The organism is Sphingomonas sp. S-NIH.Pt3_0716 (genome assembly GCF_003950715.1).
In the GTDB taxonomy this organism is placed as follows: Bacteria; Pseudomonadota; Alphaproteobacteria; order Sphingomonadales; family Sphingomonadaceae; genus Sphingobium; species Sphingobium yanoikuyae_A.
Genome location: NZ_QLJK01000023.1, coordinates 69,259 through 91,797, shown reverse-complemented (window position 1 = coordinate 91,797; position 22,539 = coordinate 69,259). Strand labels below are relative to the sequence as shown.

General features: G+C 65.6%; 22 protein-coding genes and 1 pseudogene. 8 read left to right on the top strand and 15 right to left on the bottom strand.

Annotated elements, in window-relative coordinates:
- Together BRX37_RS18375 and BRX37_RS18370 are read right to left on the bottom strand one after the other, a co-directional pair.
- Positions 1-198: pseudogene (locus tag BRX37_RS18375) on the bottom strand (acid phosphatase); the annotation flags it as partial.
- 102 nt (positions 199-300) lie between these two features.
- Entirely contained in the window at positions 301-927 is a 627-nt protein-coding gene (locus BRX37_RS18370; protein ID WP_125988648.1) for a TetR/AcrR family transcriptional regulator, read from the bottom strand.
- Between the two features lie 174 nt (positions 928-1,101).
- Here BRX37_RS18370 and BRX37_RS18365 point away from each other — a divergent pair, with 174 nt between their 5' ends.
- Positions 1,102-3,459, top strand: coding sequence for a TonB-dependent receptor (locus BRX37_RS18365; RefSeq protein WP_125988646.1), 2,358 nt, complete (start codon positions 1,102-1,104; stop codon positions 3,457-3,459).
- Positions 3,460-3,553: 94 nt separating this feature from the next.
- The gene (locus BRX37_RS18360) at positions 3,554-4,804 is read left to right on the top strand and encodes a spinster family MFS transporter (RefSeq protein ID WP_037509978.1); all 1,251 of its coding nucleotides are present in this window, start codon (positions 3,554-3,556) and stop codon (positions 4,802-4,804) included.
- Positions 4,805-4,848: 44 nt separating this feature from the next.
- Here the strand turns inward: BRX37_RS18360 and BRX37_RS18355 are convergent, their stop codons facing one another.
- Both BRX37_RS18355 and BRX37_RS18350 read right to left on the bottom strand, forming a co-directional pair.
- Positions 4,849-6,426, bottom strand: coding sequence for a peptide chain release factor 3 (locus BRX37_RS18355; protein WP_125988644.1), 1,578 nt, complete (start codon positions 6,424-6,426; stop codon positions 4,849-4,851).
- Between the two features lie 145 nt (positions 6,427-6,571).
- Positions 6,572-7,453, bottom strand: a complete 882-nt coding sequence (locus BRX37_RS18350; protein ID WP_125988642.1) for an aldose 1-epimerase family protein — start codon at positions 7,451-7,453, stop codon at positions 6,572-6,574.
- A gap of 197 nt (positions 7,454-7,650) precedes the next feature.
- Between BRX37_RS18350 and BRX37_RS18345 the strand changes: the two genes are divergently transcribed.
- Positions 7,651-8,145, top strand: a complete 495-nt coding sequence (locus tag BRX37_RS18345; protein ID WP_004208924.1) for a hypothetical protein — start codon at positions 7,651-7,653, stop codon at positions 8,143-8,145.
- On the opposite strand, the gene BRX37_RS18340 is transcribed toward BRX37_RS18345, so the two are convergent.
- From BRX37_RS18340 to rpmI, 7 genes are all read right to left on the bottom strand, one after another.
- Entirely contained in the window at positions 8,135-8,839 is a 705-nt protein-coding gene (locus BRX37_RS18340; RefSeq protein WP_125988640.1) for a DUF4386 domain-containing protein, read from the bottom strand. The two genes, BRX37_RS18345 and BRX37_RS18340, sit on opposite strands and share 11 nt — an antisense overlap.
- A gap of 17 nt (positions 8,840-8,856) precedes the next feature.
- Entirely contained in the window at positions 8,857-11,274 is a 2,418-nt protein-coding gene (pheT, locus tag BRX37_RS18335) for a phenylalanine--tRNA ligase subunit beta (RefSeq protein WP_125988638.1), read from the bottom strand.
- Positions 11,271-12,362, bottom strand: a complete 1,092-nt coding sequence (gene pheS, locus BRX37_RS18330; RefSeq protein WP_004208920.1) for a phenylalanine--tRNA ligase subunit alpha — start codon at positions 12,360-12,362, stop codon at positions 11,271-11,273. Before pheS ends, pheT begins: the two co-directional genes overlap by 4 nt.
- Positions 12,363-12,424: 62 nt before the next feature.
- Positions 12,425-12,751, bottom strand: coding sequence for a GIY-YIG nuclease family protein (locus BRX37_RS18325; protein ID WP_097384759.1), 327 nt, complete (start codon positions 12,749-12,751; stop codon positions 12,425-12,427).
- Positions 12,752-12,799: 48 nt separating this feature from the next.
- Positions 12,800-13,420, bottom strand: a complete 621-nt coding sequence (locus BRX37_RS18320; RefSeq protein ID WP_125988636.1) for a LysE family translocator — start codon at positions 13,418-13,420, stop codon at positions 12,800-12,802.
- 179 nt (positions 13,421-13,599) lie between these two features.
- Entirely contained in the window at positions 13,600-13,962 is a 363-nt protein-coding gene (gene rplT, locus BRX37_RS18315) for a 50S ribosomal protein L20 (protein WP_004208917.1), read from the bottom strand.
- A 13-nt stretch (positions 13,963-13,975) separates the two neighbouring features.
- Positions 13,976-14,179 (bottom strand): 50S ribosomal protein L35, encoded by a 204-nt coding sequence (gene rpmI, locus BRX37_RS18310; protein WP_004208916.1) that lies wholly within the window; start codon positions 14,177-14,179, stop codon positions 13,976-13,978.
- Positions 14,180-14,338: 159 nt separating this feature from the next.
- Between rpmI and BRX37_RS18305 the strand changes: the two genes are divergently transcribed.
- The 3 genes from BRX37_RS18305 to BRX37_RS18295 all read left to right on the top strand — a co-directional run bounded on the left by BRX37_RS18305 (position 14,339) and on the right by BRX37_RS18295 (position 17,525).
- On the top strand, positions 14,339-16,501 hold the full coding sequence (locus BRX37_RS18305; protein WP_125988634.1) for an AsmA family protein: 2,163 nt from the start codon (positions 14,339-14,341) through the stop codon (positions 16,499-16,501).
- A 69-nt stretch (positions 16,502-16,570) separates the two neighbouring features.
- Positions 16,571-16,984: a VOC family protein gene (locus BRX37_RS18300; protein WP_125988632.1), complete on the top strand. Its 414-nt coding sequence runs from the start codon at positions 16,571-16,573 to the stop codon at positions 16,982-16,984.
- Between the two features lie 4 nt (positions 16,985-16,988).
- Positions 16,989-17,525, top strand: coding sequence for an O-acetyl-ADP-ribose deacetylase (locus tag BRX37_RS18295; protein WP_125988630.1), 537 nt, complete (start codon positions 16,989-16,991; stop codon positions 17,523-17,525).
- A gap of 607 nt (positions 17,526-18,132) precedes the next feature.
- On the opposite strand, the gene hisN is transcribed toward BRX37_RS18295, so the two are convergent.
- Positions 18,133-18,960, bottom strand: coding sequence for a histidinol-phosphatase (gene hisN, locus BRX37_RS18290; RefSeq protein ID WP_125988628.1), 828 nt, complete (start codon positions 18,958-18,960; stop codon positions 18,133-18,135).
- A 74-nt stretch (positions 18,961-19,034) separates the two neighbouring features.
- On the opposite strand from hisN, the gene BRX37_RS18285 reads away from it, so the two are divergent.
- Positions 19,035-19,475 carry a VOC family protein gene (locus BRX37_RS18285; RefSeq protein WP_125988626.1) on the top strand — a complete coding sequence of 147 codons (441 nt, stop codon included), beginning with the start codon at positions 19,035-19,037 and terminating at the stop codon, positions 19,473-19,475.
- 49 nt (positions 19,476-19,524) lie between these two features.
- Positions 19,525-19,761 carry a hypothetical protein gene (locus BRX37_RS18280; RefSeq protein WP_037509997.1) on the top strand — a complete coding sequence of 79 codons (237 nt, stop codon included), beginning with the start codon at positions 19,525-19,527 and terminating at the stop codon, positions 19,759-19,761.
- Here the strand turns inward: BRX37_RS18280 and BRX37_RS18275 are convergent.
- Genes BRX37_RS18275 through BRX37_RS18265 form a run of 3 tightly spaced genes read right to left on the bottom strand, consistent with a single transcriptional unit; the run spans position 19,758 to position 22,466 of the window.
- Positions 19,758-20,234, bottom strand: coding sequence for a DUF2269 family protein (locus BRX37_RS18275; protein WP_048938148.1), 477 nt, complete (start codon positions 20,232-20,234; stop codon positions 19,758-19,760). The two genes, BRX37_RS18280 and BRX37_RS18275, sit on opposite strands and share 4 nt — an antisense overlap.
- Positions 20,231-21,523 carry an SDR family oxidoreductase gene (locus tag BRX37_RS18270; protein WP_164522484.1) on the bottom strand — a complete coding sequence of 431 codons (1,293 nt, stop codon included), beginning with the start codon at positions 21,521-21,523 and terminating at the stop codon, positions 20,231-20,233. Before BRX37_RS18270 ends, BRX37_RS18275 begins: the two co-directional genes overlap by 4 nt.
- Before the next feature lie 7 nt (positions 21,524-21,530).
- Positions 21,531-22,466, bottom strand: coding sequence for a ribose-phosphate pyrophosphokinase (locus tag BRX37_RS18265; RefSeq protein ID WP_010338670.1), 936 nt, complete (start codon positions 22,464-22,466; stop codon positions 21,531-21,533).
- Positions 22,467-22,539: the final 73 nt, after the last annotated feature.

Below are 22,539 nucleotides of genomic sequence, written 5' to 3'. Positions count from 1 at the left end.
GGGAGTCAGGCTGTTGGGCAGGGCGGCGGGATCCAGATAGCCGCGCGGGAAGGGGATGGCCTTGGTCAACTGCCCGACCGCCTCGATCGTGGTCGGCGGCACCGGGGCGCGGGCCGAGGGCGACGTGGCGGTGGTTGCACAGCCGCTGACCAGCAGGATCGATGCCAGAAGGAATGTCTGTTTATGGAGTGTGCGCATCGCCTGTCCGCCTTTTGCTTTGGGGCCTGACGCCCGGCCCTATCAGCAGGGGCAGGGCGCGACCATCGGTGCTTGTCCCGATAGGCGGCAGCGGTGCAACCCTCAAGCGCGCTTGCCGATCCCCTTCTCGATCAACGCGTTGGCGATGTCGGCAATCTCCTGCGCGGGGCGGCTGTCGTCCCACACGCCATAGCGCAGCCCCAGGAACACATTCATCCCCATGATCGCCCAGGCATGGACCTCTTCCACGTCCGCGCGCACGTCGCCCTGCTGCGCGGCCTTTTTCAGGCGCGCGGCCATGCGGGTGGCGGTATTCTCATAATGGGCGCGATAGGCGGCCTGGTCGACGAACTCGGCCTCGTCGATGATGCGGTAGATTTCCTTGTGGGCGCGGGCGAACTCCAGAAAGCTCAGCAGGCCGATCCGCTCCGCCTCGATCCCGTTGCGCGCATCGGCGATGCGGGGCGAGACATAGTCGCGCACCTGGCCCGACATGTCGTTGACCAGCGCGCGGAAAATGTCGTCCTTGCTGTCGAAATAGGTGTAGAAACTGCCCAGCGCACAGCCCGCCCGGCGGGTGATGCCGCTGATCGACCCGTCGTGAAATCCCTTTTCGCCAAACTCCTCGGCCGCCGCCGACAGCAGCGCGCGAAGCGTGCGTTCGCCCCGCGCGGTGCGTGGCGCCTTGTCATCGCGTCTCTCATCCCGTGGGGAAGCCGGATCGGTCATGCTCTCTCCCTCTGCCTGCCAATACGCGCCTTTTCAATGATTTGAGGACGTCTGGTGGCCTTGTTCGCCGTCCCTCATATTTGAAGTTGAAAGCTGGTTCAACTTTCATTATTCAAAGGGCAAGCAGATTGGCTACCCGGATGACCGGGGGCCGCTTCAGGAGAGGAAACGCCGATGAAGGCCCATCACAGCATTCGTGCCTTTGCCCTCGCATCCGCCGCCTGGACCGGCGCGATGGCATTCCCCGCCTTCGCGCAGGACGCGTCGGCGCCCGTCGCCGACACCGAAGAGGCCGGCATTATCGTCACTGCCCGCCGTCGTGAGGAAACGCTGGTGTCGGTTCCGATCGCGGTCAGCGCCTTCTCTGGCGCTGATCTGGAACGGGGCGGGGCGATCGACATCAGTGACCTCGCCAATGTCACCCCCAACACCACGCTGGAGGCGTCGCGCGGCACCAATTCGACGCTGACCGCCTTCATCCGCGGTGTCGGCCAGCAGGATCCGGTTTCCGGCTTCGAACAGGGCGTCGGCATCTATCTCGACGATGTCTATCTCAACCGGCCGCAGGGCGCGCTGCTCGACATTTATGACGTGGAACGGATCGAGGTGCTGCGTGGGCCGCAGGGCACGCTCTATGGCCGCAACACGATCGGCGGCGCGGTCAAATATGTCACGAAGATGCTGCCGCAGGACTTTTCGCTCAAGCTCAAGGGCACTTATGGCAGCTATGATCAGGCCGATGGCATCATCAGCGTGTCGGCGCCGATCGGCGACCTGATGCGCGTCGGTGGTGCCTTTGCCCGCCTGTCGCGCGGCGGCTTCGGCAAGAATTTCACCACCGGGCAGGACAATTATAACAAGGATATCTGGGCCGGCCGCGCCACCTTCGAAATGGGCGGCTATGGCGCGCCGGTACTGATGCGCATCACCGGCGACTATACCAAGGACAACAGCAACCCGCGTGGCGGCCACCGCCTGATTCCGGGCCAGGCATCGGGCGCGCCGGTGCTGGACGATGTGTTCGACACCCGCGGCGGGCTGGTCGATCCCAAGCAATATGTGAAGTCCTACGGCCTGTCGATGAACCTGACGGCCGAACTCAATGATGCGGTGACGCTGCGCTCGATCAGCGCCTGGCGCAAGGATGACAGCGCCTCCCCGATCGACTTCGACGCGCTGCCCGCCGTCGATGTCGACGTGCCGGCCTATTACAAGAACGAACAGCTCAGCCAGGAATTCCAGCTTCTCTATGACAAGGGCCGGCTGCACGGCATGGTCGGCTTCTATTATCTTGATGCCAGCGCCGACACCCAGTTCGATACCCGCATCTTCACCACCGTGGCGGGGCTGACCGCCTTCACCCAGGCCAATGTCGATACCGAAACCTATGCCGTGTTCGGCGACATGAGCTTCGACCTGACCGATCAGCTCAGCCTGTCGGCCGGTGGCCGCTATACCTGGGACACGCGCCGGGCCAATATCCTGCGGCAAAGCTATCTGGGCGGCGGCTCGCCCGTGTTCGACGGGGCGGGCATTCCCTTCGGTGCGCCCAGCACCAATTTCCGTGGCGAGCGCGAGTTTAAGAAGTTCACGCCGCGCTTCTCGGTCAGCTACAAGCCGACCGCCGATCACAATATCTATGCCAGCTATTCCAAGGGCTTCAAGGGCGGCGGCTTCGACCCGCGCGGGGTCGGCACCAACGCGCCCGACCTTAATGGCGACGGCATCCGCCAGGACAGCGAAATTGCCTCCTTCCTCAGCTTCGCGCCCGAACAGGTCGACAGCTATGAAGTCGGCTACAAGGGCAATCTGATGGACGGCGCCCTCTATGTCGCGGTCGCCGGCTTCTATGCCGACTACAAGGATGTGCAGATCCCCGGTTCGGTCGCCTGCACCGTCAATGTCGGCGGCGTGCCCACGCCCTCCTTCTGCGGTGTCGTGTCGAATGCCGGCAAGGCGCGCTTCAAGGGGCTGGAGTTCGAAAGCAATGCGCGTCTTGGCCGCGATATCTTCAGCGGCGGCGATCGTCTGAACCTGCAGACCGCGATCGGCTTCATCGATGCCGATTATCGCGAATATATCGCCAATATTGCCAGCGTGCCGACCGATGTCGCCGATTATCGCCGGGTGCAGAACACGCCGAAATGGACCGCCAGCGGCACGCTCAGCTATAATGTCCCGGTGGGGGATGGCAGCCTCTATTTCGGCAGCACCGTCTCCTGGCGCTCCAAGACCTACCAGTTCGAAATCCCCAACCCCTATATCGACCAGAAGGGCTATGCGCTTTGGGATGCAAGCCTAGTCTATACCGCGCCCAGCGATCGCTGGAGCATCGGCGTCCATGGCAAGAATCTGCTCGACAAGGAATATAAGACCTCGGGCTATACCTTCGTCGCGGCCAATCCGGTGACTGGCGCGATCATCAACAATGCGGCCGGCTATCCCACCCCCTCGCTGGGCAAGGAAGGCACGCTCACCGCCTTCTACGGCAACCCGCGCCAGGTGTTCGTGACCGGTTCGGTCAAGTTCTAAGCTGCGTTTCCCATCCGTTCGGTTCGAGCTTGTCGAGAACCCCTGCGCAACGGTGCTCGACAAGCTCGAACTGAACGGAGATGGGTAGCCGCCTATGACCGACCGAACCTCTTCCCCCGCCTATCGTGGCGTCGTGCTGGCGATGCTGCTGCTGGTCTATACCTTCAACTTCCTCGACCGGCAGATCCTGGGCATCCTCGCCGGGCCGATCAAGGCGGAGCTGGGGCTGACCGATACCCAGCTCGGCGCGCTGGGCGGCATCGCCTTCGCGCTGCTCTATTCGACGCTGGCGATCCCGCTGGCGCTGCTGGCCGACCGGACCAGCCGCACCTGGGTCATCACCGTCAGCCTTGCCATCTGGAGCGGCTTTACCGCGCTGTGCGGCATGGCCGGCAATTTCATGCAGATGTTCCTGTTCCGCATCGGCGTCGGCGTGGGGGAGGCGGGCGGCGTCGCCCCCTCCTATGCGGTCATCTCCGACTATTTCCCGCAGCATCAGCGCGCCCGCGCCCTCTCCATCTATTCGCTGGGTATTCCGCTGGGTTCGGCCGGCGGCGTGCTGCTGGGCGGCTATATCGCCCAGACCGTCGAATGGCGCACGGCCTTCATCGCGGTCGGCATCATGGGCATCCTCATCGCACCGCTCTTCCGGCTGGTGGTGCGCGAACCCGCCCGCCCGGTGCAGTCGGGCACGCCCGTCCCGGTCAGCGCCGTGTTCGGCATTCTCGCGGCCAAACGCAGCTTCTGGTTTCTGGCATTGGGCGCCGCGTGCAGCTCGATGTGCGGCTATGGCGTCGCCTTCTGGCTGCCCAGCCTGTTGATGCGCAGCTTCGGCCTCGACCTGCTGGGCGCGGGCCAGTTCCTGGGCGGGCTGCTGCTGCTGGGCGGGGTCGCGGGCGTGCTGCTCGGCGGCTTCCTGGGCGACGCCATGGGCAATCGCGACAAGGCCTGGTTCGCCTGGGTGCCGGCGATCAGCTATGTGATCGGCATGCCCTTGTTCGTGGTCGGCGTGCTGTCATCCAGCGTATCCTTCGCCTTCGCCCTGTTCCTGATCCCGCAGGCCTTGGTCTATGTCTGGCTCGGCCCGGTGCTGACCGCCGTGCAGCATCTGGTGCCGCCGCATATGCGCGCCAGCGCCTCGGCGACCTTCCTGCTCATCAACAATCTCGTCGGCCTCGGCCTTGGCAGCTGGAGCGTCGGCGCCCTGTCCGATGCGCTGACCCCGACCTATGGCAATGAAGCGCTGCGCTACGCCATCGTCGCTGCGCTCGGCTTCTACCTGCTGGCGGGCCTGTTCATGGCGCTCGCCGGCAAGGCGCTGCGCAAGGATTGGGTTACGGCCTGACCCATGAAGTGACAGGGCGCTGCCCTGTCACTTTCGCTGTCGGCTTAGCGCTCCTTGGTGGCGCTGAACTTCACCTTGGGATGGCGTTCCTGCTGATAGCCGATGTCCCAGGCACTGCGCGCCATGAACACCAGATTACCGTCGCGGTCCTTGGCCATGTTGGCGCCATTATAGGCGACCAGATCCTTGATCGCCTGATCGTCGCCGCTGATCCAGCGGGCGGTGTCGAACGGCGACGGCTCCAGCACCGCCGCGACCTTATATTCGGCCTCCAGCCGGCTGATCAGCACTTCCAGCTGCAGCTGGCCGACGACACCGACGATCCAGTTGCTGCCGATTTCGGGATAGAAGACCTGGATCACGCCCTCTTCGGACAGGTCGTCCAGCGCCTTGCGCAGCTGCTTGGTCTTGGTCGGGTCTTTCAGCTGCACGCGGCGCAGGATTTCCGGCGCGAAATTGGGCAGGCCGGTAAAGCGCAGGCCCGGCTTCTCGCTCAGCGTGTCGCCCACGCGCAGCGCGCCATGGTTGGGGATGCCGATGATGTCGCCGGGGAAGGCCTCGTCCGCCAGCTCGCGGTCCTGCGCGAAGAACAGGATCGGCGAATGGACGGCCAGCGCCTTGCCGCTGCCCGACGGGGTCAGCTTCATGCCGCGGCGGAACTTGCCCGACACCAGCCGCATGAAGGCGATGCGGTCGCGGTGCATCGGGTCCATGTTCGCCTGCACCTTGAAGATGAAGCCGGTGACTTCGCTGCCCTCGGGCTCGACCGGGGCCGGCTCGGCCGGCTGGGCGCGCGGCGGCGGCGCATGCGCCGACAGCGCGTCGATCAGCTCGGTCACGCCGAACAGCTTCAACGCCGATCCGAAATAGACCGGGGTCAGGTCGCCATGGCGATAGCGTTCCAGGTCGAACTCGGCATAGCCGCCCTGGGCCAGCTCGGCCTCCTCGCGCAGCTTTTCCAGGCCCCGCTCGGACAGATAATCGGCGAGCTTGGGATCATCCAGACCGCTGAACTGGTGACGGGTGCCGTCAAATTCCTTGGACGGGCCGACCGGCTGCATCAGCCGGTTGGTGGCGAAGTCGTAGATACCCTCGAACTCGCCGCCCATGCCGACCGGCCAGCTCATCGGGCAGACGTCGAGCTGCAACTGGTCGGCGACTTCATCCAGCAGGCCGAACAGTTCGCGGCCCTCGCGATCAACCTTGTTGACGAAGGTGATGATCGGCACGTTGCGCAGGCGGCAGACCTCGAACAGCTTGCGCGTCTGCGGCTCGATGCCCTTGGCCGCGTCGATCACCATCACCGCCGAGTCCACGGCGGTCAGCGTGCGATAGGTATCCTCGCTGAAATCCTCGTGGCCTGGCGTGTCGAGCAGGTTGAAGGTGATGGTCTCGCCATCGCGGGTCCGCTCGAACGTCATGACCGAGGATGTGACGGAGATGCCGCGCTGCTGCTCGATCTTCATCCAGTCCGACCGGGCGCGCCGGTTTGCGCCGCGCGCCTTGACCTCGCCGGCCAGATGGATCGCGCCGCCTTCCAGCAGCAGCTTTTCGGTCAGCGTGGTCTTACCGGCGTCCGGGTGGGAAATGATCGCGAAGGTGCGGCGGGATGGGATGCTCATGATGCTGTTTTCTGGGGTCCGAGTTAAATAACCCGTTCGCCCTGAGCGAAGTCGAAGGGCCTTGCCGAGCGGAGGCGAGGCACTTCGCTGCGCTCAGTGGAGGGCTTCGACTTCGCTCAGCCTGAACGGAACTTGGGAAAGCCCGTTACACGTCGACCAGCGTCACGTCCATGCGGAAGGATCGGCTATCACCCGGCAGCAGGGTCATGACACCCTGCTTGTCCCAGACATCGCCGGTGAAGCCGACCGGGTCGGCCATGCCGGCCCAGGGTTCGACGCACAGATAATGAGCGCCCGGCTTCTGCCACAGGCCGAGCCAGGGTGTATCGGGGAAATCGATCTTCAGGTGCGGCCTGCCGGGTACGCCCCAGCTCAGCGACCGGCTGGCGAGATCGTCCCAGATGAGGGCATCGCCGGCGAACATGGCATGGGTCGGCGCCAGTTCCTTGCCCTCGACCGGGGAGGGCACGCTCTCCAGCGCGATCAGCCCCGGCTCGCTGCCGACCTTGCGGATCGGCGCGGGTTCGGCCTGCTCGAACAGGATGCGGTGGTCCTCGACGCGGCCGCCATAGGGCAGCGGCCAGGCGAAGGCGGGGTGATAGCCAAAGCAGAAGGGCATCGCCGTCTCGCCCCGGTTCATGACGGTCGCCGTCATGCGCAGGCTCGGCCCCTCCAGCACGAACCCCATGTCGAGCCGAAAATCGAACGGATAGACGGTGCGCGTATCCCGGTCCGCCTCCAGCCGGAACAGGGCGGCTTCCTCGTTGCGATGGACCAGGGTGAAGGGGCTGGTCCGGGCAAAGCCATGCTGGCCGATCGGATAGTCGACATCGTTCAGCCGATAGACGTCGCCGCGCGATCGGCCGACGAACGGGAAGAGCAGGGGGGCATGGCCGGTCCACCATTGCGGGTCGGCATCGGTCATCAGCTCGCGCCCCTGCGCGTCGGTCAGCGACCAGAGTTCGGCGCCCAGCGGCGATATGCTGGCGGACAGATTGCCGGAGGCGATGGCGATGCGGTCGTTCATGGCGAAACACTCCTGTTTGCCCAGCGGCATAGAGCCGGATCGTCATCTGTGGAAGCGCCTTGGGCTTCCACAGATGACGTGAATCAGGCTCTATCCCAAGGTCCGATGCGGCAAATCCCGACTGTCTCGCCCGCCGCGCAATCGTTACGTTGCGGAACCGACATGGGGGCTGGCGGGTTGAGCCAGCGGGAGGACCAATGATGAAAATTGCCGTATCGACCGCCACGATCCTGTTGCTGCTCGGCACGTCGGCGCTCGCCCAGGAACAGGGCAAGAAGAGGGACGACACGCTCGACAAGGCGGGCGAAATCGCGTCCCAGCCGGCCCGCGATGTCGGCATCGAAAAGACGCAGGTGCCGCCGATCCTCGTCGCGGCCGAGGAAAATCCCTATGCCGCGCCATCGGGCAAGACCTGCAAGGCGCTGAATGGCGACATGGCGGCGCTCAACAAGGTGCTTGGTCCCGATTTCACCATCGGCCGCGAAGCCAATGAGGATCGCACCAGCAAGATCGCCGAGGGTGTGGGCAAGTCGCTGGTCAATTCGCTGATCCCCTTTCGCGGCGTGGTGCGGGAAATCAGCGGCGCCGCCCCGGCGGAACGTCGCCTGCGCGCCGCCATCGCCGCCGGTCTCGCCCGGCGTGGTTATCTGCGCGGCATGGCATCGGCCAAGGGCTGCAAGATTACGGGCTGACCTCCGGCGCCGCCGGGCGCGGCGCCCCGAACAGCAGCAGCCAGATGGCGAAAGCGCCTTCGCCCAGCAAAGGCACGAAATCGAGCTGGCCGGGGATCGCCTCGCCGATTGCTGGCGACAGCAGCGCCAGGCTGCGCGCGACCAGATGGACCGCGCCGCCCGCCATCAGCAGCGCACCGACTGCCACCGGCAATCGGCGTGATCGGATCGCCAGCCATCCGATTAGCAGGCAATAGATGCCGAAGAAGATCAGGCTGATGCCGTAGAGATCATTGTGGAGGCTGAGGCTGATCCGCACCAGCGACTGCACCTCCGCCATCGGGATGCCGGGATGCGGCGCACCATCGATCAGCGCAAGCGGCAGCAGATGGAGCAGGCTGTTGCCCGCCAGCACGGCAATGCCGGTCAGGCTGAACAGGGCGGCGGTGCGCGCCAGCACCCGCCCGGTCGGCGCTAACAGGCCATAGAGCAGGGCGGTCACCGCCAGATAGCAGCAGAGCATGGCGACATCGCTCGCCCCGCCGGCGCGATAGAGCCAGGGATAGTCGGCGATGTTGCGCATCGTCTCGCGCCCGTTGCCCGGCACGATCAGGGCCGCGCGCACCACCGCTTCGGCAAACATGCCGCAGCCAATGGTGCCGATGTAGAAGAGGCCGGCGAGGCGGGCCTGAAATCGTTCAGCCTTCCCGTCCATCGCCGGCCTTTCCTGTCTTAGCCGCGCAGGCTCGCGCCCAGCTTCTGGGCGGCCTTGACCACCGCCGCGCTGATCGCGTCCAGCTCTTCCTGGGCGAAGCTCTTCTCGCCCGGCTGCAGCGTGATCTCCACCGCCAGCGACTTGTGGCCTTCATCCACGCCGGGGCCGGTGAAGACGTCGAACAGGCGCGCGTCGACGATTGCCTTCTTGTCCGCGCCCTTGACCGCGCGCACCAGCGCATCGGCCTCGACGGCTTCGGGCACCAGGAAGGCGAAGTCGCGCTTCACCGCCTGCAGGGCCGGCGGGGCGTAAGGCGCGCGCATGAAGCCGCTCTTGCGCTTGGCGGGAATGGCATCGAGGAAGATCTCGCCTGCGACCACGGTGCCCGACAGGCCGAACTGCTTGGCCAGGCTCGGGTGCAGCACGCCATATTCGGCCAGCACCACCTTGGGGCCAAGGCGCAGCGTGCCCGACTGGCCGGGATGATAGGCCGCCGATGCCTCGCCCATGCTCTGCAGATTGCCGACCGGCGCGCCGGCCGCCGCCAGCAGCGCGATCACTTCGCCCTTGGCGTCGAACGCGTCGAAGGGCTGGGCCTTGCCGCTCTGCCAGCTGCGCGCCGTCTTCTCGCCGGCCAGCACGAAGCCGACCGTGGCGCGCTCGCCCTGCTTGAAATAGCGCCGGCCCAGTTCAAACAGCCGGATCGACGTCGCGCTGCGATCGACATTGCGCTTGGTCGCCGACAGCAGGCCGGGCAACAGCGAGGGCCGCATGACCTTCAGCTCTTCCGAAATCGGATTGGCCAGCGTCCAGTCGCCACCGCCAACGCTTGCGGCTTCCTTCTCGGAAATGAAGGACCAGTTGATCGCTTCGGCGAGGCCGCGGGCGGCGGCGGTGCGGCGCACGCGGCGCTCGACCAGCTGCTCGGCCGTGGCGGTCGGGCGGGCGACGCCCGGCACACGCGGCAACGGGGTGGACGGCACATGATCCAGACCGACGATGCGCACCACTTCCTCGACAATGTCGGGCCAGCCATCGACGTCGCGGCGCCAGGTCGGCACGCTGATGCTCCAGTGGCCCGGCACGCTCACCGGCACGCCATCCTGATATTCGATGCCGCCGACTTCGCCGCTGACGCCGAAGCCCAGGCTTTCCAGAATGCGCTTCTGCACATCATGCGGTACATCGACGCCGGCCAGCGCCAGGCACTGGTCGGGCGCATAGGCGACCGTCCTGGGCGTCGCGGGCGGAGTGCCGGCGCGGGTCGCTTCCGATGCGGTGCCGCCGCACAGGGTCATGACCAGGCTGGTGGCGATCGACAGGCCATCGTCCAGGAAGGCGGGATCGACGCCACGCTCGAACCGGCCGCGCGCATCTGAGGTCAGCGCCAGCTTCTGGCCGGTCACCGCGATCCGCTCCGGCGTGAAATAGGCGCATTCGATCAGCACGTCGGTGGTGCCGTCCTGCGCGCCCGAATGTTCGCCGCCCATGATGCCGCCAATGTCATGCACGGCTTCGTCGTCGGCGATCACGGTCATCGTCTCGTCGATGGCATAGGTCTTGCCGTTCAGGGCTAGCACTTCCTCGCCGGCCTTGCCCTTGCGCGCAACCAGACCGCCCTTGAGCGTCGCCATGTCATAGACATGCAGCGGCCGGCCGAGGTCGATCATGATGTAGTTGGTGATGTCCACCAGCGCGCTGATCGGCTTCTGGCCGATCGCCTTGAGCCGACGCGCCATCCATTCGGGCGAGGCGCCGTTGGTCACGCCCTTGACCGAGCGGGCGAAGAAGGCGGGGCAGCCGTCCACATCGTCGGTGCGCACGTCCGGTCCCGGACCCACGCCGGCAATCTCCGGCACGATGATGGCGTTGAGCGTGCCGAGGCCCGCCGCCGCCAGATCGCGGGCGATGCCGCGCACGCCCATGCAGTCCTGACGGTTCGGCGTGATCGACACGTCGATGACCGGATCGTTGAGGCCGGCCCAATTGGCATAGACCTCACCCACCGGCGCGTCGCCGGCCAGTTCGATGATGCCGTCATGGTCGTCGCCCAGCTCCAGTTCGCGGGTGGAGCACATCATGCCGTTGGATTCGACGCCGCGAATGGCGGTCTTCTTGAGCACCATGCCGTTGACCGGCACCACCGCGCCCTCGACGCCGAACACGCCGATCAGGCCGGCACGGGCATTGGGCGCGCCGCACACGACCTGCAACGGATTGCCGTCGCCATGGTCGACGCTCAGCACCTGCAGCTTGTCGGCCTGCGGATGACGCTCGGCGGTCAGGATCTTGGCGATCTTGAACGCGCCCAGCTTCTCCGCCGGGTTCTCCACATCCTCGACTTCCAGCCCGATGGCGTTCAGCGTCTTGAGGATGGTGGCCAGGTCGGCATCGGTCTTGAGGTGCGTCTTGAGCCAGCTCAGGGTGAACTTCATGCGCCGACTCCTCCCGACAGCGTGGGCACGTCGAGTGCCGAGAATCCATAATGTTTCAGCCAGCGCAGATCGCCGTCGAAGAAGGCGCGCAGGTCGTTCATGCCATATTTCAGCATGGCGAGCCGATCGACGCCGGTGCCGAAGGCAAAGCCCTGCCATTCGTCGGGATCAAGCCCGCAGGCCTCGATCACGCGGCGGTTGACCATGCCGCTGCCCAGCACTTCCAGCCAGCCGCCGCCGGGTGCATCGCCGTCGCCGCCGATGACGCGCTGGCCATTGGTCAGCGTGTAGCCCACGTCGACTTCGACCGACGGCTCGGTGAAGGGGAAATAGCTCGGGCGCAGGCGCAGGACGATATCCTCGCGCTCGAAAAAGGCCTTGAGGAAGGTCTCCAGCGTCCACTTCAGATGACCAAGCGTGATGCCCTTGTCGATCACCAGACCCTCGATCTGATGGAACATCGGCGTGTGGGTCGCGTCGGAGTCGCTGCGATAGACGCGGCCGGGCGCGATGATGCGGATCGGCGGCTCCTGCGTCATCATCGTGCGGATCTGCACCGGCGAGGTATGGGTGCGCAGCAGCATCTTCTTCTGCCCTTCCTCGTCCGGGAAGTAGAAGGTGTCGTGCATCGCGCGTGCCGGGTGCGTCTCCGGGATATTGAGCGCGGTGAAATTATGCCAGTCGTCCTCGATCTCCGGACCCGTCGCGACCGAGAAGCCGAGGTCGGCGAAGATTTCCGCCAGCTCGTCCATCACCTGGCTGACGGCATGGACGCTGCCCTGCGGCCCCAGATCGGCGGGCAGGGTCATGTCGACCTTTTCCGAGGCGAGGCGGGCGTCGAGCGCGGCCTGCTCCAGCGCGGCCTTGCGGTCGGCGATCGCGGCGGTCACGCTTTCGCGCAGATCCTGGATCGGCGGGCCCTTCTCCAGACGCTCCTCGGGCGACATGCCGCCCAGCGTCTTGAGCAGGCCGGTGACGACCCCATTCTTGCCCAGCGCGCCCACGCGCAGCCCTTCCAGCGCGTCCAGCGTGTCGGCAGCCTCGATGTCGGCGATCAGGCCGGCTTTCAGTGCGCTAATTTCGGTCATATCATTCGTCATTCCCGCGAAGGCGGGAATCCATCTCCCGCGCTAACCAATCATCCTGACGCTCAATCGATGCGCCGACTGTCCAATGGCTCAAAGCCCAAATCGATAGCCAGATCGCGCCAATCGGGATTGCTCCGTTCGATCAGGTCGATCTTCCATTGCCTGTTCCACTTCTTGATCTGCTTCTCGCGCCGGATCGCTTCCTCCATGGATGCGCCGCATTCGAACCAGACCAGTCGCTTGACCCCGTAGTCGCTGGTGAAGCCTTCGATCAAGCCAGAACGGTGCTGATACAGGCGTTGCACGAGGTTTGATGTGACACCGACGTAGAGTGTGCCATTTTTATGGCTCGCCAATATGTAGACTGTCGGATCGAGCTCGCGTTGCATCGGCCCCGCCTGGAGATGGATTCCCGCTTTCGCAGGAATGACTTAGCTTTAAGCTCTAGCCCCCAGCAGCGCGCCGCCAAAGCCGATGAACATCAGGCCCGTGCCGCGGTTGAACAGCTTCTGCCGGTTGGCAGGCGCCAGCCAGCGGGCGAGGCGCAGGCCGCCGAGCGCATAGACGCAATACCAGAAGCTCTCGATCACCACGAAACTGGCGATCAGGATCGCCAGCTGCAGCCAGAAGGGGCGGGCGAGGTCGATGAACTGGGGGAAGAGCGCGGCGGCGAAGATGATGAGCTTGGGGTTGGACAGGCCGGTCAGCAGGCCGGTCGCATAAAGCGCGCGGGCGGAGCGGACCGGGCCGGCATCGCCGCCGTCCGCATTACCGACCGGCGCGCGCCAGGCCTTGATCCCCAGCCAGATGAGATAGGCGACGCCGGCATAGCGCAATATGTCGAACAGGCGCGGCGAGGCTTTCAGCAGCGCGCCAAGGCCCAGCGCCGACGCGATCAGGCACAGCAGCACGGCGCTCATCAGCCCCGCCATCGTCACCAGCGCCTTGCGCGGCCCATGGGCGATGCTCTGCGTCATCACATGCAGCATGTTGGGACCCGGCGTGGCCGAGATCAGGAAGACCGCCGTGACATATAACCACCAGAGATGCAGCGACATGGGATCACTTCTCCAAGGCGCTCCCTTCACCGTTCGCTTTGAGCGAAGTCGAGAAGCGGCAAGCGCAGTGCGGGCATTTCTCGACACGCTCGAAACGAACGGAGGTCGAGGAAAAACAAAAAGGGCGCCGAAGGCATCTGCCCCGGCGCCCCTTTTGACGATCTTGCGATCGATCAGCTTCAGGCTGCGGGCAGCGCAGCCTTGGCCTGGGCGATGATGGCGCTGAACGCCTCGCCTTCGTGCATCGCGATGTCGGCCAGGACCTTGCGGTCCAGCTCGACGCCGGCCAGCTTCAGGCCGTGCATGAACTGCGAATAGGTCAGGCCTTCAGCGCGGACACCCGCGTTGATGCGCTGGATCCACAGGCCACGGAAGGTGCGCTTCTTGACCTTGCGGTCGCGATAAGCGTACTGGCCGGCCTTTTCGACAGCCTGGCGAGCGACGCGGATCGTGTTCTTGCGACGGCCATAATAGCCCTTCGCCTGAACCAAAATCCTCTTATGCTTCGCCTTGGTGGTTACACCACGTTTTACGCGTGCCATTGTCCTCTACTCCTTACTTCAGGCCGTAGGGTGCCCAGAGGCGGACGTGAGCCACGTCGGCATCGGACAGCACGGAAGTGCCACGGTTCTGGCGAATATACTTGGCGTTGTGCGAGATCAGGCGGTGACGCTTGCCAGCGACGCCGTGCTTGACCTTGCCGGAAGCGGTGAACTTGAAGCGCTTCTTCACACCGCTCTTGGTCTTGAGCTTGGGCATTTTCGTCTCCTTGTTTGGCGCGACGATTACAGACAGCCACGGCAGCCCTAGTTAGCCGGGCGGTCTCACTGAATATCGCGAAGGGCGGCCCATAGTCGGCCGCGCCCGCAAAAGCAAGCGATTCGGACCCAAAGGCGGCATGCCCGCGTTGACCCCGCCATGGCCGATGTCGAACCTGTGCCGCATGACGCGCCCTTAACCGCCCAACCGGGCGGCGCGGCTGTGCATCTGCGCCGCGCGCGCGACCGCTGGCGCCGTCTGCCGCTGCCGGCCCGCATCCTGCTATGGATCGTCGGCATCATCCTTGCCCTGTGGCTGATCCTCTTCGTCACCAAGGGGCGGTTCCTGAAAGGGCCGTTCGAGCGCATCCTGTCCGCCCGGCTGGAGCGGCAGGTGCAGGTCGGCGGCGACTTCCAGCTCTATTTCGCGCCGATCGCGATCAAGTTCCGGGCGGAAGACATGCGCATCGCCAACCTGCCCTGGGCCAGCCGGCCCGACCTGCTGCGCGCCGACCTGATCGATGCACGGATCGCGCCCTTGAGCCTGATCTTCGGCAGCAGATATCGCATCCCATGGCTGGAACTGCGGGGTGCCGCCGCCGACCTCGAATGGTCGCGCGATCGGCAGCATAATACCTGGACGCTGGGCGACCCCGACCGGAAGGGCGAGCCGATGACATTGCCGCTCGTCCGCCGCGCGCTGCTCGCCGGCACGACGATGCGCTATCGCGATCCGGTGCTGATGCTGTCGACCGATATCGGCTTCGAAACGGTGAAGGCGCAGGACACCCGTTTTGCCAGCGATGTCCGCCTGTCCGGCACCGGCACGATGCGCGGCAAGCCCTTTACCCTCAAGGGCGGCCTGCTGTCGCCCAACGCCACCGTCACCGGCGGCAAGAACAGCCTGGCGCTGCGAGCACAGGCGGGCGCGACCGTGCTGGAGGTCGCCGGCACGCTGCCCGGTGCGACCGAGCTGGAGGGCAGCGACCTGCGCGTCGTGGCGCAAGGCCCCAATCTCAGCCATTTGTTCGATTTCCTGGGCGTCGCCATTCCCGGCACCCGCCAGTATCGCTTCACCTCGGCCCTGACCAAGGCGGGCGAGGAGTGGCGCTTCACGCATCTCAAGGGCCGGTTCGGCGCCTCCGACCTTGCCGGGCGCTTCACTGTGTCGCTGCCCAACAACCGCCTGCTGCTCGACGCCGATCTGGCGACGCAGCGGCTCGACATCATCGATGTCGGCCCCTTCATCGGCTATGATCCGCAAATTCTGGATGCGCAGGGCGGGGCGGGCGCGATCACGACCGTGCAGGGAACGCCGCGCCTGCTGCCCGACGCGCCGCTGCGGATCGAGGCGATCCGCAATTTCGACGCCAATGTCCGCTACAGCGTGAAGACGATCCGCGCGCCCAACGTGCCGATCGCCAACGCCGCCGTGACGGTGAAGCTCGACCATAGCCTGCTGACCCTCTCGCCTTTGACCTTCGACATGGCGGGCGGTCATGTCGCGTCGGACATAGAGATCAACGCCCGCAACCAGCCGGTGCGCACGAGCTATGACGTCCGCCTGGCGCCCACGCCGATGGGTATGCTGCTCGCCCGATGGGGCGTCGAGCAATCGGGCACGACCGGCATGGTCAAGGGGCGGATGCAGATGACGGGGCTGGGCGATACCGTCCATGATTCGCTCGCCACCGCCAATGGCCGCATTGCCGTCATCCTGCCGGCGGGCAGCATGTGGGCGCGCAATGTCCAGCTTTCCGAAATCGATGTCGGCACCTTCATCACCAAGATGTTCGAAAAGAAGCTGAAGGATCCGGTGCAGATCAATTGCGGCCTCATTGCCTTCACCGTGCGCGACGGCGTGGCGGCGGCCGACCCGATCCTGATCGACACGCGCAAGAATGTGATGATCGGCCGGGGCGGCTTCTCGTTCAGGAATGAAAGCCTCGATCTCGCCTTCCGCGCCGACGGCAAGAAGATCAGCCTCTTCTCCGGCCAGTCGCCGGTCGGCATTGGCGGCTATTTCGCCCGGCCGTCGATCAACGTCATCAGCCCGGACCTGATCGCGCGCGGCGGCGCAGCGGCGGCGCTGGGCATCGTTGCCACGCCGATCGCCGCGACACTGGCCTTTGTCGATGTCGGCGATGCCAAGGCAGCGGCCTGCGGCCCGGTGCTGGCCGGCGCCGATGCCGCAGCCCAGCGCACCCGTGGCGGCAAGCCGCGCGACGATGTCGGCCGCGGCACCACCGCGAAGGATGAAGCGGGCAAGGGCAGCAAGGCCGAGAAGAAGGCGCAGGACAAGAAATTCCTCGGCATCTTCTGAACGGCGTGCGTCGGGCCTATCCTCCGGCCCAGCCGACTCGGCCTATGGGTCGGTGCGAAGGAGAGGATCATGAGCGACACGCCGTTCGTCCTGCCGGGGGTCACGCCCCATCTGACCATCGCCGACGGCAAGGCCGCCGACGCCATCGCCTTCTACACGACTGCGTTCGGCGCGACCGAACAGAGCCGCCATCTGGAGGAGGATGGCACGCGGATCATGCACGCCCATCTGACGGTCAATGATGGCGGGCTGATGCTGAACGATCATTTTCCCGAAATGTGCGGCGGTGCCCCGGCGGAAAAGCCGGCCGCGGTCACGCTGCATCTGGAAGTGGACGATGCCGACCGCTGGTGGGATCGCGCGCTGGCCGCCGGCGCGGCGATCCGCTTCCCGATCGACAACCAGTTCTGGGGCGCCCGCTACGGCCAGCTCACCGACCCCTTCGGCCATGTCTGGTCGATCGGCGGGCCGATCAGGGATTGATGCGATGATGGTCGGGACGACGCGCTGGGACGTGGTGACGGGCGACATCACCCGTTGCGCGGTCGACGCGATCGTCAACGCCGCCAATAACAGCCTGCTCGGCGGCGGCGGCGTGGATGGCGCGATCCACCGCGCCGCCGGGCCTGACCTGCTGGAGGAATGCCGGGGCATCGGCTGCTGCCCGACCGGGGAGGCGCGGATCACGCGCGGCTATCGACTGCCGGCCCGCTACGTCATCCACACCGTCGGCCCGGTCTGGCAGGGCGGCAATCAGGGCGAGCGCGACCTGCTCGCCAGTTGCTATAGCCACAGCCTGTCGCTCGCCCGCCACCATGGCCTGCGCACGGTCGCCTTCCCGGCGATCTCGACCGGCGTCTATGGCTATCCCAAGGCGCAAGCCGCCAAGGTCGCCGCCCGCGCCGTGGCGGAAGCGCTGCGTCGCGACCCCGATGCCTTCGACCAGATCCTCTTCGTCTGCTTCGACGAAGACAATCGCGCCCTCTACGACGCGGCCGTTAGGGATGCGTTGTCGGGGGATTAGGGGCGGACGAATGTCTCGTTCGCCGTCATCCCCGCGAAGGCGGGGATCCATCTCCCGCACCTTCCATTTGGGTGAGGCCGTTAGAGATGGGTTCCCGCTTTCGCGGGAATGACGAAAAGGGGTGATTAGGGGGCGGTTCGGTTTTGAACGAAAAGCCTTGTTTTTAGGCATTGTTCCTCAGAAGAGCGGTGGGTCATTTTCTTGTCCAAGAGACGTTGTTCTGAAAAACAATCGCCCTCTCGTCGAATGCGCGCTCGTGCTTGCACGGCATAGTTTCGCTCCGATCGTCTTGATCATATTTCTTTACATTTGGGGTGTCGAATCCGATTACCTGATTATCGCGACAACCTTGATGGTTATCGCATGGGCTTGCATGGGTGCTTACATTGCTCAATTGCGATGCGTTAATTGCAAGAGCTTGTTGTATCGGGAGGAGGCCATCGCGCTATCCGACTTCAAAAAGATCAAAAGTCGGCAAAGATACAGCGTTCTGGATCGCTGCCCCAAATGTGGCGCTGAGCAATACCTGTAACGTCAGCTATTCTTGACAGTTCAACAATGATGGACCGTCTGATTTTGGTTGCTAGCAGACTACCCAACACCACACTCAATGATCGTGATGATGCCCATGGTCATGCCCATCACCCGCGCCATGGATCGCTTCCAGCACATCCTCCAGCCGTGCCGGATCGCCCAGCGCCAGCACATGGCCTTCGCTGTCGGCGGTCAGCGGTTCGCCGTTCCAGTCGCACATCAGGCCGCCCGCGCCCTCGACCACCGGCACCAAAGCGGCGAAGTCATAGCTTTGCAGCCCGGATTCGATGACGATGTCGAGGAAGCCCGACGCCAGCAGGCCGTAATTATAGCAATCGCCGCCATAGACCGGCCCCTGGCGCGGCGATCCGCCCGACACGGCGCCGACCAGCGCCATATAATGGGGCACGTCGCCCTCGGCGAACAGATGCGGGCTGGTGGTAGCTATCCCTGCGCCCTCCAGCGCCTTGCAGGCGCGGGTGCGCACCGGCTTGCCGTTGAAGGTGGTGGGCTGACCACTCATCCCGGCCCAGCGTTCCTGCGCGATCGGCTGGTCGATGATGCCGATCGTCGGCCAGCCCGCCTGCGTCAGCGCGATCAACGTGCCGAAGATCGGCCGCCCGGCGATGAAGCTGCGCGTGCCGTCGATCGGATCGAGAATCCACACCCGCTCGGCATCGGTGCGGACCGATCCATATTCCTCGCCGATGATGCCGTCATCTGGCCGTTCCTTTTCCAGGATCGCGCGGATCGCGGCTTCGGCGGCCCGGTCGGCCTCCGTCACCGGCGACTTGTCGGCCTTGATCTCCAGATCGTAGCGCGCGCGGAAAAAGGGGCGGATGGCGGCGCCGGCGGCGTCGGCAAGGCGGTTGGCGAGGGCCAGGTCATCGCGGGTCGTCATGCCCCTTCGCCTAGCCGGTCGGCGCGCGCTAAGCTAGACTGCGCCATCCTGATTCACCGAAGGAGAGAGGAAAGATGCCCGGTTCACCCGTCATCCCGTGCCTGCGCTATGCCGATGCGCCCGCCGCCATCGATTTCCTGTGCGCCGCCTTCGGCTTCGAGCGGCATGCCGTCTATCCCGACGATCTCGACAACAGCATCATCCATCATGCCCAGTTGGTGCTGGGCGAGGGCATGGTGATGCTGGGCAGCGTCAAGGATATGGAGGGCGAGTCGCTCTACACCTGGTCGACGGTCCGCGACCTCGGCGGCATCACCGCCTGCGTCTACATGGTCGTGCCCGATGTCGACGCCCATTGCCTCCATGCCCGCAACGAAGGCGCGGTGGTGGTGGACGAGCCGCATGACAATCCGGGCTATCCGGGGCGCGGCTATACCGCGCTCGATCCCGAGGGGAATGTGTGGAGCTTCGGCAGCTATGATCCCTGGGAGCCTATCCCCGAGGACGCCGATTAAGCTTTTGGAAACCGTGCCGTTCTAGCCTTCCAGGGGAAAGGGGGGCGTCATGGCGCTGGTTGGCTGGATCTTGAGCTTCATCTGCCTGTTCGCGGGCCTCGCGCTGCGGCAGGACATGCCGATCGGCGGATCGGTGGCGATCTCCAACATCCTCGTCGTCTTCGCCCTGCTCGCCTGCCCAATGGTGTGGCGCGAACTGCCGCTGGGCGTCTCGCGCGGCCAGCGCATCGTTTCCGGCCTGGCCCTCGTCTTCGCCCTGCCGATCATCCTGTTCCCGACGCATTAAAGCGCCGGGCGCGCCAGCATCAGCCAGACGATCGCCAGGATCGCGCCAAAGGCGGGAAAGCCGAAGGCGAACCACCAGCGGAAAAGTCGATGATAGGCGGATGGTAGCGAATCACCGCCGGCGACGGCGGCTGCCGCCAGGTCGCGCATCCGCGCCTGCATCCACAGCACCGGCAGCCAGAAGGCGCCGATCAGCAGATAGAGCGCAACCGACAGCAGCAGCCAGGGCGTGTCGAGCGGCCAGCCGAGCCCGTGGGCCAGCGCCAGCCCGGTAATCGGCTGCACCACCACTGCGCTGGCGGTGAAGAGCATGTCGGCGATCACCACGATCCGTGCGACCGCCGCGATCACCCGCGCGTCGCCGGTGCGGTGTGCCATCAGCATGAAGAAGGCGATGCCCGCCCCGGTGCCGATCAGTACGCAGGCGCCCAGCACATGGGCCCAGCGCAGCGCCAGGATCAGGACATCGCTCATCGTTCCTCCAGCAGTATATGGGTGATCAGCGCGGCGATCATCACCACCAGTGCCTTGGCCAGCGGCGCCAGCGGATCGACCCACATGTCCGGCCGCACCCAGCTGCCCATGACCAGATAGGCGGCAGTCAGTCCAGCCATGCCCAGCGCCGCGCGCTGCGCCCAACGCCGCACCAGGATTGCCGCGCCCAGCAGTAGGTCGGCGACGCTGCCGGCGATGCTCAGCGCCATGGCGACGCCTGCGACCGGCGTCCCCTGCAATTCGCCGGCCACCGCGTCCAGCCGGGCGAGGCCGACCAGCCCCGACAGCAGGAACAGCAGCGACAGCGCCGCCACTAGGCACGGCATCAGCAGCATCAGTCGCGCCTGCGAGCGATCCTGCAGCCCCGATGGGTGGCGCGCCAATATCTGGTCCAGCGTCAGCAGCGGCCGGCCCAGCAGCGCCTCGCCGCCTTCCGGCACGCCGGTCACGTCGCGCGCGATCATGGCCATGGCGGTGCTGCGCAGCGGCGATCGCCAGCCCAGATGGCCGATCAGGTCGGCGACCGCGCTGACCGGCCTGGCGATCCAGCCGGGCAGCGCGATAAGCGGAACGGGCGCAATCCCCAGCCAACGGCGATGGGCGACGATGATGGCGTCCAGCGTCGATGCCTCACGCTCGACCAGATCGATGTCGATTGCGCGCAGCGCGTCGGGCGCCAGGCAGCGCAGCACCGCCCGCGCCACATCGTCCAGCGCGACGCTCTGGATGCGGCTGTCGCCATGGACGCTGAACAGCCGCAGCGGCATCGCCGCCAGCGCCCGGATCAGCAACGTGCCGCCATAGGCATTGCGGCCGATCACCAGACCGGGGCGCAGGATCGCCCAGTGCAGCGCGGACGCGCGCAGATGATCGTCGGCCACCGCCTTGGTCGACAGGAAGGGGCTGGCGTCCTTTGCCGTGGCGCCGGGCGCGGAAATTTGGATGAAGCGGGCAATGCCCTGCGCGGCGCAGGCGTCGATCAGCGCGGCGATGCTGGCGCCCTGGATCGCCTCCAGCCGTTCGCCGCCGCCGCTCTGCAACGCGCCGCTGGCATTGACCACGGCGTCGACGCCGTGCAGCGCCGTGGCCCAGTCGGCCGGCTGGGTCATGTGGTTGAGGTCGGCGAAATGCCAGGACAGGGCGGGGAAGAGGCGGCGGGCGGTCCGTTCGGACCGGCCCAGGCCGATGACCTCATGCCCCGCCGCGATCAGCGCGCGCGCAATCCCGCTGCCGATGAAGCCATAGGCCCCAACCAGCAGGACGCGCATGCGCGTCTTAGTCGAACAGGCTGGAAACGGAGCTTTCGTCCGCGATGCGCTTGATCGCTTCGCCCAGCAGCGGGGCGATCGGCAGGTGGCGGATGCGCTTGGCATCGTTCACCGCGTCGGTGCCCTGGATCGAGTCGGTGATGACCAGTTCCAGCAGTTCCGACGCCTCGACGCGGGCGACCGCGCCGCCCGACAGCACGCCATGGCTGACATAGGCGACGACTTCCTCGGCGCCCTGTGCCTTCAGGGCGGCGGCGGCGTTGCACAGCGTGCCGGCCGAATCGACGATATCGTCGATCAGGATGCAGAAGCGGCCCTTCACGTCGCCGATGATGTTCATCACTTCCGACTCGCCGGCGCGCTCGCGGCGCTTGTCGACGATGGCGAGCGGGGCGTTGTCGAGGCGCTTGGCGAGCGCACGGGCGCGCACCACGCCGCCGACGTCGGGCGACACGACCATGATATTCTTGTCGCCGAACCGGGCCTGGATATCGGCCGACATCACCGGGGCACCGAACAGATTGTCGGTCGGGATGTCGAAAAAGCCCTGGATCTGGCCGGCATGCAGATCGACCGAGAGGACGCGGTCGGCGCCGGCGGTGGTGATCAGGTTGGCGACCAGCTTGGCGCTGATCGGCGTGCGCGGGCCGGGCTTACGGTCCTGGCGGGCATAGCCGAAATAGGGGACGACGGCAGTGATTCGCTTGGCCGACGCGCGCTTGAGCGCATCGATCATGATCAGCAATTCCATCAGATTGTCGTTGGTCGGATAGGCCGTCGACTGGATCACGAACACGTCTTCGCCGCGGACATTCTCATGAATTTCCACGAAAACTTCTTCGTCGGCAAAGCGACGGACGCTGGCCTCGGTCAGGGGGATTTCGATATAGTCGGCGATGGCGGCCGCGAGCGGCTTGTTCGAATTGCCGGTCATGAGTTTCATGGCGAAAATCCCCAGGCTAATTGGCGTGACGAATTGATGACGATGCGCGAAACGCGGCCCCTTTAGCGGCGCA

Coding starts and splice junctions, on each gene's coding strand:
- BRX37_RS18270 (WP_164522484.1), bottom strand. CDS start 21,523: ATGCGCGTCCTGCTGGTTGGGGCCTATGGCTTCATCGGCAGCGGGATT.
- BRX37_RS18365 (WP_125988646.1), top strand. CDS start 1,102: ATGAAGGCCCATCACAGCATTCGTGCCTTTGCCCTCGCATCCGCCGCC.
- BRX37_RS18360 (WP_037509978.1), top strand. CDS start 3,554: ATGACCGACCGAACCTCTTCCCCCGCCTATCGTGGCGTCGTGCTGGCG.
- BRX37_RS18340 (WP_125988640.1), bottom strand. CDS start 8,839: ATGGACGGGAAGGCTGAACGATTTCAGGCCCGCCTCGCCGGCCTCTTC.
- rpmI (WP_004208916.1), bottom strand. CDS start 14,179: ATGCCCAAGCTCAAGACCAAGAGCGGTGTGAAGAAGCGCTTCAAGTTC.
- pheT (WP_125988638.1), bottom strand. CDS start 11,274: ATGAAGTTCACCCTGAGCTGGCTCAAGACGCACCTCAAGACCGATGCC.
- BRX37_RS18345 (WP_004208924.1), top strand. CDS start 7,651: ATGATGAAAATTGCCGTATCGACCGCCACGATCCTGTTGCTGCTCGGC.
- BRX37_RS18355 (WP_125988644.1), bottom strand. CDS start 6,426: ATGAGCATCCCATCCCGCCGCACCTTCGCGATCATTTCCCACCCGGAC.
- BRX37_RS18285 (WP_125988626.1), top strand. CDS start 19,035: ATGCCCGGTTCACCCGTCATCCCGTGCCTGCGCTATGCCGATGCGCCC.
- BRX37_RS18275 (WP_048938148.1), bottom strand. CDS start 20,234: ATGAGCGATGTCCTGATCCTGGCGCTGCGCTGGGCCCATGTGCTGGGC.
- BRX37_RS18280 (WP_037509997.1), top strand. CDS start 19,525: ATGGCGCTGGTTGGCTGGATCTTGAGCTTCATCTGCCTGTTCGCGGGC.
- BRX37_RS18295 (WP_125988630.1), top strand. CDS start 16,989: ATGATGGTCGGGACGACGCGCTGGGACGTGGTGACGGGCGACATCACC.
- BRX37_RS18350 (WP_125988642.1), bottom strand. CDS start 7,453: ATGAACGACCGCATCGCCATCGCCTCCGGCAATCTGTCCGCCAGCATA.
- BRX37_RS18300 (WP_125988632.1), top strand. CDS start 16,571: ATGAGCGACACGCCGTTCGTCCTGCCGGGGGTCACGCCCCATCTGACC.
- rplT (WP_004208917.1), bottom strand. CDS start 13,962: ATGGCACGCGTAAAACGTGGTGTAACCACCAAGGCGAAGCATAAGAGG.
- BRX37_RS18370 (WP_125988648.1), bottom strand. CDS start 927: ATGACCGATCCGGCTTCCCCACGGGATGAGAGACGCGATGACAAGGCG.
- BRX37_RS18265 (WP_010338670.1), bottom strand. CDS start 22,466: ATGAAACTCATGACCGGCAATTCGAACAAGCCGCTCGCGGCCGCCATC.
- BRX37_RS18325 (WP_097384759.1), bottom strand. CDS start 12,751: ATGCAACGCGAGCTCGATCCGACAGTCTACATATTGGCGAGCCATAAA.
- BRX37_RS18305 (WP_125988634.1), top strand. CDS start 14,339: ATGGCCGATGTCGAACCTGTGCCGCATGACGCGCCCTTAACCGCCCAA.
- pheS (WP_004208920.1), bottom strand. CDS start 12,362: ATGACCGAAATTAGCGCACTGAAAGCCGGCCTGATCGCCGACATCGAG.
- BRX37_RS18320 (WP_125988636.1), bottom strand. CDS start 13,420: ATGTCGCTGCATCTCTGGTGGTTATATGTCACGGCGGTCTTCCTGATC.
- hisN (WP_125988628.1), bottom strand. CDS start 18,960: ATGACGACCCGCGATGACCTGGCCCTCGCCAACCGCCTTGCCGACGCC.